Consider the following 16,727-nt stretch of genomic DNA (forward strand, 5'->3'; position numbering starts at 1 on the left):
ATTGACCGGTTTCGTTTAAGGGTGGTTATTCGAAAGCAGCGGGCCAAACCGGCACTCAGAGTTGTTTTTAAGTGCCGGAAGTTGATAATAAAACCGTACCAACGCACCGGTCATCCGACCTAGTCGATCGCACTCACCATTACCTTAAAGGAGTCTGAAAAAAATGAAACCTGTTGTACGGTTATTAATGGGGACTTTATTAGTTGTCGCGACGTTGTCTACGCCGACGCTTACGGCACAAGCCGCGCCGGTACTGACCACTTCAAGGCCGCGTTCAACGGTCCGGCCAATCCAGCTCGCGACTGCGCGCGCCTCCGCCACGGCCAACTACGACGAATACGTTGTGGCCCACGGGCGCTTAGTCCTGGCCGATAGTCCGGCTGGACAAGCACATACCCGTGAAGCCCGCTTGCCGGTGCCCAACGAATACGGTGTTTCCAACCCGCGCGACAAGTTCCGGAGTTATTATTTGCCGAAGGGTCAGCGGCCGACTAATTACCGCATTGACGAGTCCGGTCGGGCCCACTTTTATGGTCCCGTGCAACCCGTCACCCCGGCACAAATGGTGGCCCGGGTGACGCAGCGCACACCGCGTGTGACTGAGCAGGCTGCCCAAACCAGGACGCACCGCGCGCGCCGGTCGCCACGGGCTGCGGCTACGGAAAACGCGCCGAGTGAACCATTCGACGCCGACGCTGAATCCCAATCAACGGTACCGACCAGCCGTGAAGTGGCGGATCAAGACACCGACCAAACAACGTCGCCGGATACGGCGACTACGTCCGTTGAAACTACTAAGCCGACCACGTCCGTACCGGAGCCATCGATGGGTAGAACACAACGGTTGCCTCAAACTAGTGAGCGGGCGAACCTGCCGGGCACGGTGGTTGGGCTCGGCCTACTCTTGATTATTGGAAGCTGGGTGTATCGCAAACTCACGCACTAATCAAAAGCGGTTTTAGAATCTGATTGGGCCGGTCACCCGTTTTTATGGGGCGGATGATCGGTCTAAAGTTGTCAAAAAAAGCTAGCATTCTAGCGGATGAAAGCGCTAAAATAAAAACGAAGCAATGATTCGGAACCTTTGACTTAGTCACGTTACTTGGTCGAAGCTGAATTGATCTTTAATTTTTAGTAGGGGGCTTACGTTATGTTAGCAATGTTGATTGGGTTAACGATTGGGTTGGGACTGCCAATCCAAACGGGGTTAAATTCGCGGTTGCGCCGTTCAGTGGGGTCACCGTTTTTGGCGTCCTTAGCGTCGTTTACGTTAGGGACGCTGTTCTTGGCGGTGGTCACGCTGCTAGCGGAACACCAGTTGGGATTTAGTCCTAACGTCTTCACGACGGCCCCGGCCTGGATTTGGCTGGGCGGGTTGTTTGGTGTCATTTATTTGACCGGTAACATCCTGCTCTTTCCCAAGCTCGGCAGTGTTCAAACGGTCATTATGCCGGTTTTAGGTCAGATCCTGATGGGACTGCTGGTCGATAACTTCGGCTGGTTTGGAGCCAGCGTGGCCCGTTTGACCGTGAGCCGGGTGCTAGGCGCCGGCCTAGTGTTAGGGGGCGTCTTGATCACGGTCGCGTTAAACCCGTGGCTGGAAAACCATCACCACCCGGTGACCACGGCGCGTGGGAGCCACAAGGGCTGGTGGCGCTTAGTCGGCGTATTTACGGGGATGCTTAGTGCCTCCCAAACGGCGGTCAACGGGCACCTCGGGTTGGTGCTGGGGTCGTCGTTGCAGGCGGCTTTGACCTCTTTTTTGATGGGGATGCTGATCCTGCTCGTCATCGTGTTAGCGACCCGGACCCCGTTTAAACTGACCCAGCCGGACGGACGGCCCAATCCCTGGTGGATGTGGGTCGGTGGGGCACTCGGTGCGCTCTACGTTTTAGGTAACGTGGTCTTAGTTCAGCTGGTGGGGACCGGTCTAGCGGTCGTGATTGTTTTAGTCGGTTTAATGGCGGGCAGCTTGCTGATCGACCAGTTCGGTTGGTTACAGGCGCCGCGCCACCCGGTAACGCTGGTGCAACTGGGCGGGTTACTGGTCATGATCATTGGTGTGGCCGTAATTCGTTTGCTGTAAGGCACCGTAATAACTAACAACTGGGGACTGAGCGGCGCAATTCCAATCAGTCCTTTTTTGGGAGCCAGTTAAGTGTGGGTTGGGGCCAGCACTTGCATTTGGTTAGTTAATTATCGGAACGTTAATTGTTAGTAAAAACTCATTTAAAGTTCAACGGGGCTAACTTTCGGGACATTAAGTAGCATGCCGATTAATTGTGTACCACCTAGACTAATGAGTTGCGTGACAATTTAAACCAACGTCCAGTGGTCACTTGAATGAACCTACTAAAGTTGACCGGTTTAATTGATCTAAAAATTAATTTGTCAAGCAACTTATCAGTATTTTCTCATTAATCGCGTTCTATTAACCGTGAGATGCAATTCTAGGCTAGTAATTTGGGTGTGAAGCGGTTATGCTGTGGGTACTTTCAAAGAAATATGGGGTAATTAAATTGAGAAAAAAGACGCGTACGCTGCTCATTGGTGGTACGCAAACGGCCAGTGGTAAGAGTTTACTGACCCTTGCTTTTGCAAACGTTTTACGTGACCGGGGTGTTTCGGTCACCATCGTGCACTGCGATTATGAGACCGTGACCTGGACCCGCGTTAGTCCGAATAAGCGTCAACACCAGTGGCAAACGGAGTTAGAATCACCAGAACAACTGGAAAACTTTTGGTTAGACCTACAATTTATTAAAACCGACTACTTATTGATCGACCTAGCTTCAAGTGGGCCGCGCCACGCCAACTACACGTGGTTATTAAACCAGTGCTGGTTGCCGTTAGCGGACGAAGTCATCTTGACCTACTCCGCTAAGAGTGACCTGAGCCAGCAATTATTTGAGGATCTTGGAACGCTGCAATTTAGCATGGAATATACGAACACCCACCCGACGATCTATACGGTCTTTAACGACTGCCCGTCACCAGCGGCGGTCAAACAGGTGCTCCCCGCCAAGGAACTGGTCCCGTTTCACCGGGAATTTCAGTTCCAGTACTCGGAATTTGCCGCGCTGGATCTGCAGCCGTTAGGCACGTTAGCGGACGCCCGGCAGAATCCGGGACGGGTCATCGACGACGTGGAACATTTTTTGGACAAATTAGTTGCCTAATTCGGCAGCGGGATAACGGACGTGACCAGTCAACTGGTCCGGCCGTTTTTTTGTGGCGCGGTTCAATGGTTAATATAAATATCTAAATAACCATTTCATTTATTAATTAATTAAATTATAATTGAAGGCGTTTAATAAATGTTATTTGAAAAGGGGAATTATCATGAGCATTACCCAGGGGAATCGGGGATTAGTACTCGGTGTCGCCGCCGTCATCGGGGGGTTGACGTTACTCACGCCAACGGTTGTAAACGCTGACACAACGCCGGCCGCCACGGATCAAACGAAACCAGCGCCGGCCACGACGCGCACGGCGACGGTTAAATTACCGGCGACCGCGTACTACGCCGTCAACGGTGGCAAAACCTACGCTATGACCGGGAGTACCGCGGACGTGACGTTGAAGGCGAACCACAACTTAAAAAATTACACGACGACGACTTGGACCGCCACGGCGCAAACTGACGTGACCACGCCGAACGGTCAAACGGTGCGTTATTTATACGTAAAAAACGCCCGTAACGGCGCCACGGGGTGGGTCGCGCAGAGCCGCTTAAAAGCCGGCCGTCATTACCAATCCGACGCGCCGAAAAAGCTGAAGGCCAAAAACTACGTCCGGGTCAAAACGTTCAAGAAAGCCAAGGCCCCGACCGCCAAGGTTTACCAATTTTCCGGTAAACGGGCCGTCATGCACTGGACGAAGGGCAAGGCTCTCAGTAAGACTAAGACTTATAAGGTGACTCAAAAACGGACGTACTACCAAAACGGCAAACCCTATTCGTACTACCACGTAACTAGTGGGAAGACCAAGGGCTGGGTTTGGCGTAAGGACCTCAAAGCGGGGACCTATTACAGTGTCGCCAAGCACCAGGCTAAAATTAAGGCTAAGTTGAAGAAGTACCTTAAGTCGGTCACAAAGGATAAGACCGCCGAAGTGGCGTTTTACAATTTGTCACCGGTGAAGGGCAGTGCCGCGGCTAAGGCTAAGCACGCGGCCGTTTATAAGAGCGGTAAACTCGCCGTAAACGCCCGCGGTAACCACGTGACAACTTCGGCCAGCACGTATAAGCTCTACATCGCGGCGTACCTGATGCATCTGAAGCAACAGCACCGGTTTTCTTGGACTAAGGCCAACCGGGCGGGGATGACGCGGATGATCGTTAATTCCGCCAACGACTACCCGGTCAGCATTTTACAAAAATACGGTCGGACGAACATTAACCACTGGTTAGCGTCACAGGGTTATTACGGGGATCCGTTTAGCGCGACCCGCAACTCGATGACGACCGCTAACAGCCTGATCAAAGTTTTAAAGGACTTGCAAAATGGGAAAAAGGCCTTCACCAATAAAAAGGACCGGGCCTTCATTTTGGGCTTGATGGGGCGGCAAGTTTACCGTAAGGGGATTCCAACGGGTGTTACCCGCGCCAACCCGGGCACTACGGTGCAGGATAAAGTTGGCTTCCTCTACGACAACAACGGTGACGCCGGGATCGTGACGATGCCAAACGGGCAACGCTACTTACTCGCGGTCCTCACCTGGGGTCACGGCCAACACGCCTTCACCGGTTTCCCACGGATCGCCAAGATTGCCGAAAACGTGCAAAAAATCGTTTATTAATTATAAAAATTCGGCAACCTTATTAGGAATGCCAAATTCAATCGTGATAAGCATAAAAGGTCACCCACCGTGTTTTGGTGGGTGACCTTTTTGGCGCCGGACCGGTTAAAAGCGGCCGCTGCGTTTTGATGAAGTGCCTCGCAACTCAGTTCTAGACTGGTTGATGGTGAGTGCAAGTTAAAAGGCCCATCACGAGGCTTAATAGGATAACACCAACGATCGTTGGGATGTCGGGAACGTCAAAGACGCGCAGCTGGACGTACAACGTGATGAAGATCGTGATTAAGCTGATGATGAAAGCCATTAGATTAAGCGGCCGGCTTCTCTGCCAGAGGTCCAGTAATTCCAGCAAAACCAGAATGCCCGCTATCCAGATCATGAGTTGTCCGGTATTCAATTGGTAGCCGGGACCCGCAATGTTCGCAAACGCGTTGATCAAAAGAATGAACGCCGAATACAGCGCTGCCAGCGTACCGATAATTTTTAACCCCCATTGATATTTTGGCATGGTGAACGCCTCCCAAGCTCAGACTACGACCATTAATAAGTTGATACAACCCTAAAACATAATTAATAATCGGTCTGATGATATCAATGGGTTAATCACCGATAATGCGATCAAGCCGCTTGTTTTAAAACCTTTTAATGCCGGTTAGTTGCCGGGTGGGACACGGTAGACGGCACTTGCCTCATCGTTACCGGAATTTGCGATGGGGCGAAAACGGTTGGGCTGCAAGTTCCGGCGCCCTATTTAAACAGGTGAAACGGTTGCTTCGTGAGGCCGCTGTCGAGGGCAACGTAGAGGTAGCGGGCAGCCAGGGAGGCGTAGGGGCGCCACTTGCGGCACTTTTTGCGGACCGCGGCGGGGTGGTAGTCCTTCGTTTTGTAAACCCAACCGTACCCTTGTAGAAAAGCGACGTCCTCGACGGGTAACACGTTGGGGCGGTCGAGAACAAAAATCAGGTACATTTTGGCGGACCACTGGCCGATGCCTTTGATGGTGGTTAAATCTTGGATAATGGCGGCGTCGCTCAGCGACTGGTAGCGGTCAGCGCTAATTTGACCGGTACTGGCGGCCGCGGACAGGTTGCGGATGTAGCCAACCTTGGTGTGGGAAATCCCAATTTGACGGATCTGGCTATCCGTCAGTTGGTTGATGGCCGCTAGTCCGAGTTGGCCGGCACACTGGACCCGGAGCCGCGCGGTCAGGACCGCGGCAACCTTATTTGACAACATTTGCCCGATGATCTGGGTGACTAAAAAGGCGTAACCGTCCGCGGCGGGCACGTATTCGAGTGGCCCGACCATCCGAATGACTTTTACTAAGTGTTTGTCCCGCCGGCTTAAATACTGAATGGCGGGTGAATTCTGATCGTATCGTGGCATCTTAAGACCTCGCTTTAAGTCACATGGTAGCACCGTTCCGGGTCCCCGGGTTAAATTTTACCGGCCACGGGTGGGGGCGGTAGCTGAGACTAAAAAAGGCAGCGCTGATTGGGAGGACCCGTTGCGCTGCCGTGGTGCTTATTTTGATCAGACTTACCGCCGGCGCCGACCGTACCAGGCCAAGGCGGTAAAGCCGAGCAAGCTGATGATTGAAACGAGCAGGCCGCTGGTACCGCCCGGCACGTGATAGACCAGTTTGACGGTGTTGCGCCCGGCCTGAATCGGTAGGGCTTGCATGCCGCCGACCACCGTTTTGCTAGTGACGGGGCGGCCGTTGACGCTCACGTGCCAGCCGGAGTCGGCGGGAATGGCGACGTAGAGCCAGTGACGGTCGTTGACGTTATCGACATTGCCCGAAACGACCGTGCGGAACCCGGAGGCGTGGTATTCGGGCACGAACGCGCTCCGTTGCAGCACGTGGTAAACGTTTTGAAAGGCGGCCTGGTCCAGACTGGCGATGTGCATGTGCCCGTCAAATTGCGCCCTGGTCGTCGTGACCGTTAACGTGACCACCGTGCCCTTTTTAAAGTGACCGAGGTCGCGGAGAACGATGCCGCCGTTCGGGTTAAACTTGGTGGCCAATAGCCGCCCGTTGACCCGCATGGTGGTGTACTTGCTCGTGGCGGCCGTGTCGTCGTAGTACAAGTCACCGGTGTGGTTGACCCTTAAACGGAGCGTGTGGCGGTAACGGTACTGTTTCGCGGCCGGGTCGCGCTTGACCTGGTGTTTGAGCACCGTCGCGGCGGCAAAGTACGGCGTTTTGCGCGGCCGCAAGCTTTGTAAGATGCGCTCCTGATTAACGATGGCACTGTTGGGCCGCAGGGCGACGCGGGTCACGGCGTCCGGCACCGCGAAGCCCATACCGGCGTGACTAGCTAACGCGGTGGTCGTGGCGCGGCCGGTGGCGTTCAGGTTAACACTGTACTTGACGCCCAGCAGCATCGCGCTGACCGGGTTCAAGCCTTCCGAGCTGACCCGGCGGGCGTTTTTGCTAAACAGTCCCAGTGATTTCAGCATTAAGCGGGTCTGGTTGTCGAAGGTGGAACTGTAGTAGGTGATGTCGTGGAAGTTAAACAGCATCGGGTCGTTGTAATTGCGGTACTTGCTATCGTAGTTGTAAGCCTTATTGATCAGCGTGTTCTGGTTTTCGACCCGGTAAAGCTGGCCGTCCGGGTCGTTGACCGCCTGCATTTGGCGGTACTCGGTCTGGTAGGCCTTATTAAAGGCGGTTTGGTTGCCAAACGGGGACTTTTGCATGGTCAACACGCCGTTGCTGACGAGTTCGGCCGCGACCACCCCGGTCAAGAGGCCGGCCCGCAGGAATTTGCGGGTGGCAAACAGGATCAGGGCGGTGATGACGACGAAGGCTAGGCTCAATAACAGAATATGGCTTGCTAACGGAGCGGCGGCGTGGCGCTGCCGCTGCCAGCCGACGATCAGCGCTAACGCCAACCCGCTCGGGAGGAGCCACTGCCACTTGTTTGCGATGGCTTTAGCGTTGGCTTGCCACGCTTCAAAGGCGACCATCACCAAAACGAAACTGAAGAAAAAGGCTTCGCGGTACGGAAACCCGGCCGGCCGCTGGAACATGTGCCAGGCGGTGTCGAGGGTCCGAATTTCCATGCTCAAAAAGAGCGTTAATAACAGGCCGAAAACGTGCCACTTGTGCGCGCGCCGCACGTTGGGGTGGACGAAAAAGACCATGACCAGCAACACGACCAGCGTGGTACTAAAGATGGTCGGCGTGTGTTCAAGCCGGGTGGCGTAGTTGTTAGCGCCCAGTCCCAACTGGCTTAACGCGCTGAAACCGAACTGGGGGACCGGTAAGTAGCTGGTCGTTTTGACCGCGGACTTGGCGGTTTTTAACATCCCCAGGGCGGTCGGGATCAGTAAAAACAGCGTGCTTAACCCGCTGAGGAGCGCCGTTAAGCAAACTTTGCCGATCAGGCGGGCCTGCATTTTAACGGCCTGCCAAATGGAACTGCCGGGCGCCTTCATTTCGAACAGCAGGTAAACGAAGTAACAGATGACAAACAGGCAGGTCATGTAGCCGAGGTAGTAGTTGGTGACGATGCTGACCCACAGCCACCAGAAAAACATCGCGGGCCGGCCGGTCGTAATCAGGTGTTCGAGCCCCATGATCACGAGCGGCAGCCAGATCAGCGCGTCCAACCACATGATCGTAAAGTAGTTTAAGGCGACAAAGCCCGATAAGCTGAACGCCACGCCGAATAATACCGTGGCCCAGCGCGGCGTGCGGTAGTGGGTCTGTAAAAAGAGGGTCGTCGTCACGGCAATGGCGGCAATTTTGACCATGATGATCAGGCTTAGTCCGGTCGGTAAGTTGGCCGCTGGGAAAAGCAGGATCAGCAGGTTAAAGGGACTCATCAGGTAGTAAGCGATGGTCGGGACCGCACTGCCCCCGAGGGATTGAGAAAACGAGTAGAGCTGAAAATTGTGTTCCAAAATAGCGTGCCGGTACGCGGTGAAAAAGGAAAGGTACTGGCCCCCCATATCGCTAATTAATAAATTGCGCTGACCAAACGGGGTGATGCCCGTTGCGATAAAAATCACGCTCAAAATGAGTAACGCGAGGACCCCGGCGCACACTGGCCGCACCCACGCCCGTTGTTGTAATGGTTTCAACATCCCTGCTCAACTCCGATACCTTTTGATTTTACGACGACTTCATTATAAAAAAGCGGCTAGAAACCAACTACTTAGGTCAAAAGAGAACTTTCTGAAAATTTTTCAGAAAAAAGCGCGAAAATTAAAGACACCTGAGAAAAGTCACAAGTGTCTTGGGGATTAAGCGCCAACCGGAGGGGTCGTTGCTAATTGTAAGGTAAAAATGGTACCGCGCGGCTGGTTGTCGTGCACGCTGATCGTGGCGTGGTTCAGATCCACGAGGCGCGCGACGATGGCTAGGCCCAGCCCGGTTCCCGGAATTTCCTGGGACCGGGCCTGATCGACGCGGTAAAAGCGTTCAAAAACGTGTGGTTTGTTGTCGTCCGGAATCCCCATTCCCCGGTCGGCAACGGTCACGGTGGGCTGGCCGTTTAGCGTGGTCAGCGTGACCGTAATGGGCGCGTTGGTTGGTGAATACTTGCTGGCGTTACTCAGCAACGCCACTAAAATCTGTTGTAAACTGTCGGCGTTCACGTAAGCGGTGAGGGCCGACGGTGGCACGTGTAAACGGATCGGCTGCGGCAAGTTTTCCCGGTAGTTGGTGACGGTCTCTTCGACCAGCTTGGTGAGGTCGTAATAACCGCCCGCCACGTCGACGTGGTCCATGCGTGAAAGTCGTAGCAGGCTTTCCACCAGCGTCTCCATCCGGTGCGACTCGTGGTCGATAAAGTTTAGTGAGCGCGGAATGATTTCCGGGTGCTGCTCCCCCCGGCGTTTAATTAAACTAATGTGACCCCGAATTGCCGTTAGCGGCGTCCGTAACTCGTGGGACGCGTCGGATACGAATTGGTGGTCACGCAGCACCTGCTCGTTGAGTGATTGCAGTAACTCGTTGATCTCAAGTCCTAAGTGGTGCACTTCCGCGGGATGGTCCGGCACCGGTAACGCTTCGTGGTACGAAACGTTTTCGGCGTGGTTGATCCGGGACGCGGCGCGGGTGAGATCGGCGAGGGGGCGGTTCAGCCGTTTGGCGAGCCATCCCATCACAAAGTAGCCTAACACGCCACAAATCATTAACACCAGTAACATGTCTCCTAAAATCAACTTAAAAATGTGAATTACCGTATTCAAACTAGTCCACGTTTCGTAATAGACCCGTTTTTTTTCAGCCCCCAGCCGGTAAAATAGGCCGTAACCGCGCCGGTAGCGAATGGCGGGAAAGCCCGGAACGGTGAGCTCCCGTGCTTTGAGGAACTTTTTAGCGCGGGGCGAATAGTAGGTGTGGTGGCCCCGTTTGCGGGTGGCCGTGTCGACCTTGACGTAGGTGTCCTTGGTATTGATCGGGCTGTTTAAGTTCCACTGGTTCCAGTCGGGATCGTCGTCGGTCACCGAGCGTTGCAGACTTTTCATCAGGGTGGCGGCGTCGTCCATCCGGTTGTGGGTGAGCCGCCAGCCGACGACGGTCGAAACCGATAACCCGGTGATAAAAATAATGATCAGCATCATCACGGTAAAGGTGCGGGCAATTTCGGCGGCGTTAGAACGTCCCTTGATGAAATTAAGCATGGGCGTCATCTCGCAGACAGTACCCGACGCCGCGGACGGTGTGGATCAACTTGCGGTCCTGGTCGGTATCGATCTTGTGGCGCAAGTAGCGGACGTAGACGTCCACGATGTTGGGCTGTCCGTCAAAGTCCACGCCCCAGACCTGGTCGAGCAGTTCGTCGCGGGTCAGCGTTTCGGGGGCGTTTTTTAACAGGGCCAATAATAAGTCGTATTCCCGCTGCGTGAGTTGGACCAGCCGGTGGTCGCGGTGGACTTGGCGGGCCTTGGTATTGAGTTCCAAGTCGGCAAACCGGTACACTTCTTGGGGCCGGTGGTCGCGTTGTTCGTGACGCAGGCTCACCCGGATACGGGCCAGCAGTTCCTCGGTGTCAAACGGTTTGGTGATGTAGTCGTCGGCACCGCCGTCTAAGCCGGCGACCTTGTCACCAACGTAGTCGCGGGCGGTCATCATGATGACCGGGATGTCATCGTGTTTGCGGATGCGCCGCAGTACTTCTAGGCCGTCCACCTTGGGTAACATCCAGTCAAGGATGATTAAGTCGAGGTCGGCCTGGTGGTCCTGATAAGTTTGCAGGGCCTGCTGACCGTCCGTGGCGGTAATCACCCGGTAGTCTTCAAAGGCGAGTTCTTGTTGTAAAAAGTCGATGACGCTCGTTTCGTCGTCAACCAGTAAAATAGTGGCCATCGTTGCTCACTTTCCTTACTTTTTTGATTAATTATAATGATTTTGATATTTACGGTGAATAATCATGCCGTTTGGACTTTCAACTATCATAATACGTCTATTTTAGGAAAACCGCGTCAAATCAGCCACCGCGTTTAACTGAAAAGATTCTGAAAAAATTTCAGAAAACATTTAGGAGCAATAACTAGTTTTTCAACCCGCGATTTTCTATACTAACCTTGAATCCATCGATATTTGAGTTAGGTTTATGGGAATAGAAAGGGGTCGTTACGATGCAACAACCGCGTTTAACGATTATCGTGCCTTGTTACGATGAAGAGGAGGTTTTACCCACTTCTTCCAAAGTACTGGGAACGATCATTCAGAAACTGATCCAGAGTGATCAGATCAACCGGGACAGCAAGGTACTGTTCGTAGACGATGGAAGTACTGATAAAACTTGGCCGATCATTAAGAACTTGGAACGGCAGTCCAAGATCTTTTGCGGCTTAAAGTTTAGTCGCAACTTTGGCCACCAAAACGCGTTAATGGCGGGGATGAAGGTTGCTGGGGCAACTTCCGACGCCGTGATCACCATTGACGCCGATTTGCAGGATGATCCGCAGGTGATTCCCGAAATGGTCGCCCGGTTCAAAGCGGGCAACGACGTCGTTTTAGGGGTCCGCAACGACCGCTCGAGCGACTCGCACTTTAAACGCTGGACCGCCGAGACCTTCTACGGCATGATGCGCAAGATTGGGGTCCAACTAGTCCCGGACCACGCCGATTTCCGGCTGCTTAGCCAACGGGCGGTCGACGCGTTAATGGAATACTCCGAAACCAACTTATTTTTACGGGGCATCGTGCCCCAACTGGGCTTTCCAACCACCAAGCTGTACTACCGGCGCAAGCCGCGGATGGCCGGCAAGTCCAAGTACCCGTTAAAGAAAATGATCGCCTTCGCGATGGACGGAATCACCTCGTTTTCGATTGCGCCAATCAAAGCCATCTTGTCGGTGGGGGTCTTAATTAGCGGCGTCAGCCTGTTAATGATGATCTTCGCCTTAGTCCAACACTTACTCGGCAACACCGTCGACGGCTGGGCCTCGCTGATGACCAGTTTATGGTTCCTAGGCGGGATGCAGCTGATTGGGATCAGTATCGTTGGCGAGTACGTTGGGAAGATTTTTGCCGAAGTCAAACGCCGTCCGCGTTACATTATCGAAACGGACGACTATACCGCGACGCAGCAACCCGCGGTATTAAATAATCAACGCGTTCGTTCATGAACCGCGTTTTAAAGGGAATTAATTGGCTAGCCGCGGGAGTTCTGGGCTGGGCCGGGTTAGTGGCTTGGTTGCAGCCCGTGAATTTTTTCGGTGACCCGGACTTAGCTTCCCCCGTGGTAATTGGCAGTTTTACCCTCGCGTTTTTGATCCTTGTCAACGCGCTGCGACAGTGGATGCGGCGCTGGTCATCGGCAACGTATCGGCGGGTGGTCGTCGGCTTACTGATTCTAATTGCCGTGACCCAACTCGTCGTGGCCGTCAACTTTGTGGACGTGAGCCGCGCGGACGCCTTTTACGTCCGCACCCAGGCCCTTACGTTAGCCCGTGGGGACCACACCTGGATGCACTACTTTGCCATCTACCCGAACAACGTGAACTTTACGCTGCTCGAGGCGACGCTGATCAAGGTGGTCACGACGGTCGTTTCGCCGCCGTGGACCGTGTTAAACGTCCTACGGTTTTTGTGGGTCGACAGCGCGCTATTCAGCGGGCTGTACCTGTTACGCCACTGGCACCACGCGCGCCCGGGGGCCGTCTGGTTAGCCGGTTTTTGGTTAGTTAGTCCGCCCGTTTATTCGTACGCGTTGTACGCCTACACCGACGCGCTCGTCTTGCCGATGGTGCTCAACTGCCTGGCCCTAATGACCTGGGCGTTAGGGCGTTCCGGTTGGCGGCGCTGGGGTGGTTTGATCGCGGCCGGCTTACTGCTAGCCGTGGGGGTCGCCATGAAGTCCAACTTGGTGGTCTTTTGGATCGCCACGCTGCTGTTGATCCTCGTCTTGTGGCAACAGCGCCACGTGACCTGGCAAACGGCGTTAGGCTGGCTTGTCAGCACGCTGGTGACCCTCGGGTTAGTCTTTAGTCTGATGGGCGCCTGGCGCAAGCAGGCCGGGTTTCGGCCCACTGCCAACGACCAGTTGCCGGCGACTAGCTGGATCGCGATGAGTTTAAACCCGAAACACAGCGGCCAGTATAACTACGCTGACTTCGAGTCGGTCAACCGCAAGCCGACCGCCGCGGCGAAGAATCGCCGGACGGCCAAGATGATCCGGGGCCGCCTGAAGCAAATGGGCGTGACCGGGACGGCCGTGCACCTGACCAAAAAGATGCGGGTGTTTTGGGCGACCGGGGACTTTGACAGTTTTAAGCTGACGACCCAGTGGATCAAAGCACCGCGCTTTTACGTGACCGGCCAGCGCAACATTCAATTCTGGCTAGTCATCATGACCCAGGTGATTTATTTAACGTTACTGATCGAAGCCATCATCGTCCTCGTGACCGCGCGAACGCTGCGGCCGGGGCCGCTGTTCATCGCGCTGACGATCCTCGGATTAACGGCGTTTCACGTTGTCTTTTGGGAGGTCGAGCCGCGCTACGCCTTACCGCTATTGCCGGGCTTAATGTTACTCGGCGTGATTGGTATTTGCGAACGGCCGCAGTGGGTACTCACGCCGCGAACGCGTAAAGTCGGGCTGGCGGCGATGAGCGGTCTGGCCGTGTTTAGTTTGTTAAGTCTCTGGCAGACCAGTCAGCGGACCCTGATTACCCACACGACGGTCGCCGTGCAGGGGAACGGGAACTACGTTGAAAACACGCACCGGACCTTAAAGCCGGAACAATCGGTCACCCAGACGATCAAAACGGCCGGACGCAGTAACCGCTTAAGCTTGTCACCGCTGCATAACCGCTACGGTTTAGTGAACGTTCAAATTGAAGCGGGCGGCCGGGTGATTTTTAATCAGGCGGGGACGCCGCGGGATCTGCAATCGATCCGCTACCCGACGACCCGGCACACAACGCTGCGGGTCACGATCACGAACCTGGGGCTCAGCACGGTCAGTTACGGGACGGCGGAGGCGCCGTATAACCCGTTAAACGGTAAGATCACGCCGCACAGCCGCAGTTATTTACAGTATTCAGTTCAGGAGGTGCACCCGCCGCGGACGTTAAGCGGCGGACTCGTCAGTACGCTGATCGCCGTGGTGTTCTTCGGTGGGGCCTTACCGGTATTAAAACGCCTGCCAATCAGCAGTCAGGCCAAGTAAGGCGGACTTTATCAGCAATTAAAAACCAGCTAGGAAGCGCGAAATCAATCGTTTCGCAGCGCCTAGCTGGTTTAATTTGTTTAAAAGTAAGTGGTTAATGAATTACTGCATGCTTTGAACTTTAGCCACGATTTTTGCGGGGGTGTCCCATTCGGAACGTTCAAATTCAGAAACGGGAACTTCGATGCCGAGTTGATTTTGAAGTTCCAATAGCAGTTGAACGGAACCCATCGAATCCAAGATCCCCTCGTCAAATAAGTTGGTATCCATGTTACCGGAAACGTCTTCCCCCGTTAGATCTTGTAAAATTGATAAAACCGTTGCTTTTGTGTCATCCATGATCAATAACTCCCCTTGTATTTTGATAGATTTGAACCCTTATAGCTTAGCATAGTTTTGACAAACTAAAGCATTTCGACGCTTTCTTTAGCAAGTTTTAACGTTCACTTGTTGAAATGTCAATTGGCCGGAAGTTCGTTTTCAAGTGGCGCCTGCCCAGCTGCCGGTGCAAAACAGCCGTCAAGCACCAGTATCAGGATAGTGGGCGGGGTGCCAGAAAAAACACCACGACCTCAGCCGGGTTCGGGTTAGTTTAACCTGGCTGGGGTCGTGGTGTGACTTGGAAAAACTGAACGGTCGCTGAACTTTTCTCAGTTAAGCCGATTAGTCGTTTTGGCGGTTTAAAATGGCGTGGGCCCGGGGTTGCCAGGACCAGAACCAGGCGCGGCCCTGTTGCCAGCAACCACTTGCTAGGGCCAAACTGCCGGCGGTGTCCGACGCGAAGTGGTCACGCAGGTAGACCCGGCTGATTAAGACGATTAGGATCCAGACGATGCCGAGGACGATTAACCCAACTTGTACGGCGTGGGAGCGAATAAACGGCAGCCCAATCGCTAACAGGATCGTGACCAGTAGGGTGGTGCCGAAGACGTGGCCGCTCGGAAAACTGTAACCGGTGTCCGGCATGAGCTGTTGGGTCGGTCGATTGCGTTGAACGAGAAATTTTACGACCAGCGCGGCGGCGTCCCCGCCAAACATGGTCGTGATGGCTAGGATTCCGAGGGTGCGGTGATGGGTGACGTAGAGCACGATTCCAAACAGTAACGCCACGGCGAGCGTGACGGCCGGACTAGCCACCGTGGTGATCAGTTTAAAAACGGTCGTCATGGTGACACCGTCGAGTTTGGCGACGGCTTGAAAACTCAGATTATCAAATTGTTGAATCACGGTGGCGTTGACCTTGACGAGAATCGCCAGAATTGCCGTCAGCCCGAAGCAGGCCCAGGCCAGTTGGCGCTCGTGGTCGGTGCGTTTTAACATGGACAGGACTCCTTGATTATTTTTTGAAAATGAGGTACTTACTGAAGACCCAGTTGATCAAGACGATGATCACTTGGTCGATCAGCTTGACCAGCATGCCGTTGCCTGCGAGTAAACTGACCCCGACGAACATAATTAATTCATCAACGCCCAGACTGAGCGCGCGGTACCAGAAAAAGCTGGCAACTTCGCGGACCCGGGCCCGCAGCGTGGTGGCTTGACTGTCAAAGACCCAACGGCGGTTGGTGACGTAGGCGAACAGCACCGACCCGAACCAGGCAATCACGTTACTGATCAGGTAGGGACAGTTAACGGCGGGCAGGGTCAGCACTCCGAATAAAATGAAGTTGACCGCGGTCGTCAGACCCCCGAAAATGAGGTAGGCGAGCACGCTGCGGTGACGTTGCCAAACTTGCTGGACAAGCTGAATCATAAAAAATGGCCTCCTTATTCGACCGGCTTTTGACGTTTTAAGAAACTTAGGCCAACGGGGGGGCGTGCAATCGACACGATCGTGACCGCGCTTAGTTTAAAGTGGTCATGATCAGTAGTACCGTACTTTTGCTTTAAGCATACGGTTCTCGTGCGGCGCTTGCCCCCTATGGCGACTGAAGAAATGATGATAATTTCTCATAAATTCCTTGATGTTTGCTAAGCTTAAGGCCGTTAACGCCGAAAATACAGTAAAGCTGCCCGTTTGGGATAAAAAATTAACTAAAAAATCTAAGCGACCGCGGCAGGGAAATCGGGGGGAAGACCGACGAACAAAGTGGCTGTCCGGCTGGTGAGATTAGTCTTTGAACTAAGGGGTGAAGGTTAGAAATATGCGGGCGCATCTTTGAAAATAATCTAGTTAAAATAAACGTCATTGGGTACTAAATGCGTGTTGTTAGTTATGATTAAGACGTTGAAAAATAAAAAATATTCAAAAACAATAGACTTGAAATAAAATTTTTAATAATGTAAAGA

The 16,727-nt window shown here is 53.8% G+C and carries 14 protein-coding genes; 6 read left to right on the plus strand and 8 right to left on the minus strand.

The window, feature by feature from the left end; translation table 11 throughout:
* Positions 1 to 163 precede the first annotated feature (163 nt).
* From D1831_RS07375 to D1831_RS07390, 4 genes are all read left to right on the plus strand, one after another.
* Positions 164 to 946 carry an LPXTG cell wall anchor domain-containing protein gene (locus D1831_RS07375; protein ID WP_125072288.1) on the plus strand — a complete coding sequence of 261 codons (783 nt, stop codon included), beginning with the start codon at positions 164 to 166 and terminating at the stop codon, positions 944 to 946.
* Between the two features lie 204 nt (positions 947 to 1,150).
* Positions 1,151 to 2,086 carry a DMT family transporter gene (locus tag D1831_RS07380; protein WP_125072289.1) on the plus strand — a complete coding sequence of 312 codons (936 nt, stop codon included), beginning with the start codon at positions 1,151 to 1,153 and terminating at the stop codon, positions 2,084 to 2,086.
* Positions 2,087 to 2,519: 433 nt separating this feature from the next.
* A complete protein-coding gene (locus D1831_RS07385; RefSeq protein WP_125072290.1) occupies positions 2,520 to 3,179 on the plus strand; it encodes a hypothetical protein in 660 nt (219 codons plus the stop codon).
* Positions 3,180 to 3,342: 163 nt separating this feature from the next.
* Entirely contained in the window at positions 3,343 to 4,800 is a 1,458-nt protein-coding gene (locus tag D1831_RS07390) for a serine hydrolase (RefSeq protein ID WP_125072291.1), read from the plus strand.
* A 151-nt stretch (positions 4,801 to 4,951) separates the two neighbouring features.
* Here the strand turns inward: D1831_RS07390 and D1831_RS07395 are convergent, their stop codons facing one another.
* The 5 genes from D1831_RS07395 to D1831_RS07415 all read right to left on the minus strand — a co-directional run bounded on the left by D1831_RS07395 (position 4,952) and on the right by D1831_RS07415 (position 11,125).
* Complete coding sequence (locus tag D1831_RS07395) at positions 4,952 to 5,308, minus strand: hypothetical protein (RefSeq protein WP_125072292.1); 357 nt, start codon at positions 5,306 to 5,308, stop codon at positions 4,952 to 4,954.
* A 239-nt stretch (positions 5,309 to 5,547) separates the two neighbouring features.
* Positions 5,548 to 6,186, minus strand: a complete 639-nt coding sequence (locus tag D1831_RS07400; RefSeq protein WP_125072293.1) for a DNA-3-methyladenine glycosylase family protein — start codon at positions 6,184 to 6,186, stop codon at positions 5,548 to 5,550.
* A 153-nt stretch (positions 6,187 to 6,339) separates the two neighbouring features.
* Complete coding sequence (locus D1831_RS07405) at positions 6,340 to 8,895, minus strand: YfhO family protein (protein ID WP_125072294.1); 2,556 nt, start codon at positions 8,893 to 8,895, stop codon at positions 6,340 to 6,342.
* Between the two features lie 159 nt (positions 8,896 to 9,054).
* Entirely contained in the window at positions 9,055 to 10,440 is a 1,386-nt protein-coding gene (locus D1831_RS07410) for a sensor histidine kinase (RefSeq protein WP_158610646.1), read from the minus strand.
* A complete protein-coding gene (locus D1831_RS07415) occupies positions 10,433 to 11,125 on the minus strand; it encodes a response regulator transcription factor (RefSeq protein WP_125072296.1) in 693 nt (230 codons plus the stop codon). Before D1831_RS07415 ends, D1831_RS07410 begins: the two co-directional genes overlap by 8 nt.
* A gap of 272 nt (positions 11,126 to 11,397) precedes the next feature.
* Between D1831_RS07415 and D1831_RS07420 the strand changes: the two genes are divergently transcribed.
* Positions 11,398 to 12,393: a glycosyltransferase family 2 protein gene (locus D1831_RS07420; RefSeq protein ID WP_125072297.1), complete on the plus strand. Its 996-nt coding sequence runs from the start codon at positions 11,398 to 11,400 to the stop codon at positions 12,391 to 12,393.
* Positions 12,390 to 14,438 (plus strand): hypothetical protein, encoded by a 2,049-nt coding sequence (locus D1831_RS07425; protein WP_125072298.1) that lies wholly within the window; start codon positions 12,390 to 12,392, stop codon positions 14,436 to 14,438. The genes D1831_RS07420 and D1831_RS07425 overlap by 4 nt, the downstream gene beginning before the upstream one ends.
* A 102-nt stretch (positions 14,439 to 14,540) precedes the next feature.
* On the opposite strand, the gene dltC is transcribed toward D1831_RS07425, so the two are convergent.
* The 3 genes from dltC to D1831_RS07440 form a co-directional block, all read right to left on the minus strand.
* Positions 14,541 to 14,783, minus strand: coding sequence for a D-alanine--poly(phosphoribitol) ligase subunit DltC (dltC, locus tag D1831_RS07430; protein ID WP_125072299.1), 243 nt, complete (start codon positions 14,781 to 14,783; stop codon positions 14,541 to 14,543).
* 318 nt (positions 14,784 to 15,101) lie between these two features.
* The gene (locus tag D1831_RS07435) at positions 15,102 to 15,758 is read right to left on the minus strand and encodes a phosphatase PAP2 family protein (protein WP_125072300.1); all 657 of its coding nucleotides are present in this window, start codon (positions 15,756 to 15,758) and stop codon (positions 15,102 to 15,104) included.
* 16 nt (positions 15,759 to 15,774) lie between these two features.
* Positions 15,775 to 16,191 carry a GtrA family protein gene (locus tag D1831_RS07440; protein WP_125072301.1) on the minus strand — a complete coding sequence of 139 codons (417 nt, stop codon included), beginning with the start codon at positions 16,189 to 16,191 and terminating at the stop codon, positions 15,775 to 15,777.
* Positions 16,192 to 16,727: the final 536 nt, after the last annotated feature.

Origin of the sequence: Lactiplantibacillus garii, from assembly GCF_003885105.1 — a bacterium.
GTDB lineage: Bacteria > Bacillota > Bacilli > Lactobacillales > Lactobacillaceae > Lactiplantibacillus > Lactiplantibacillus garii.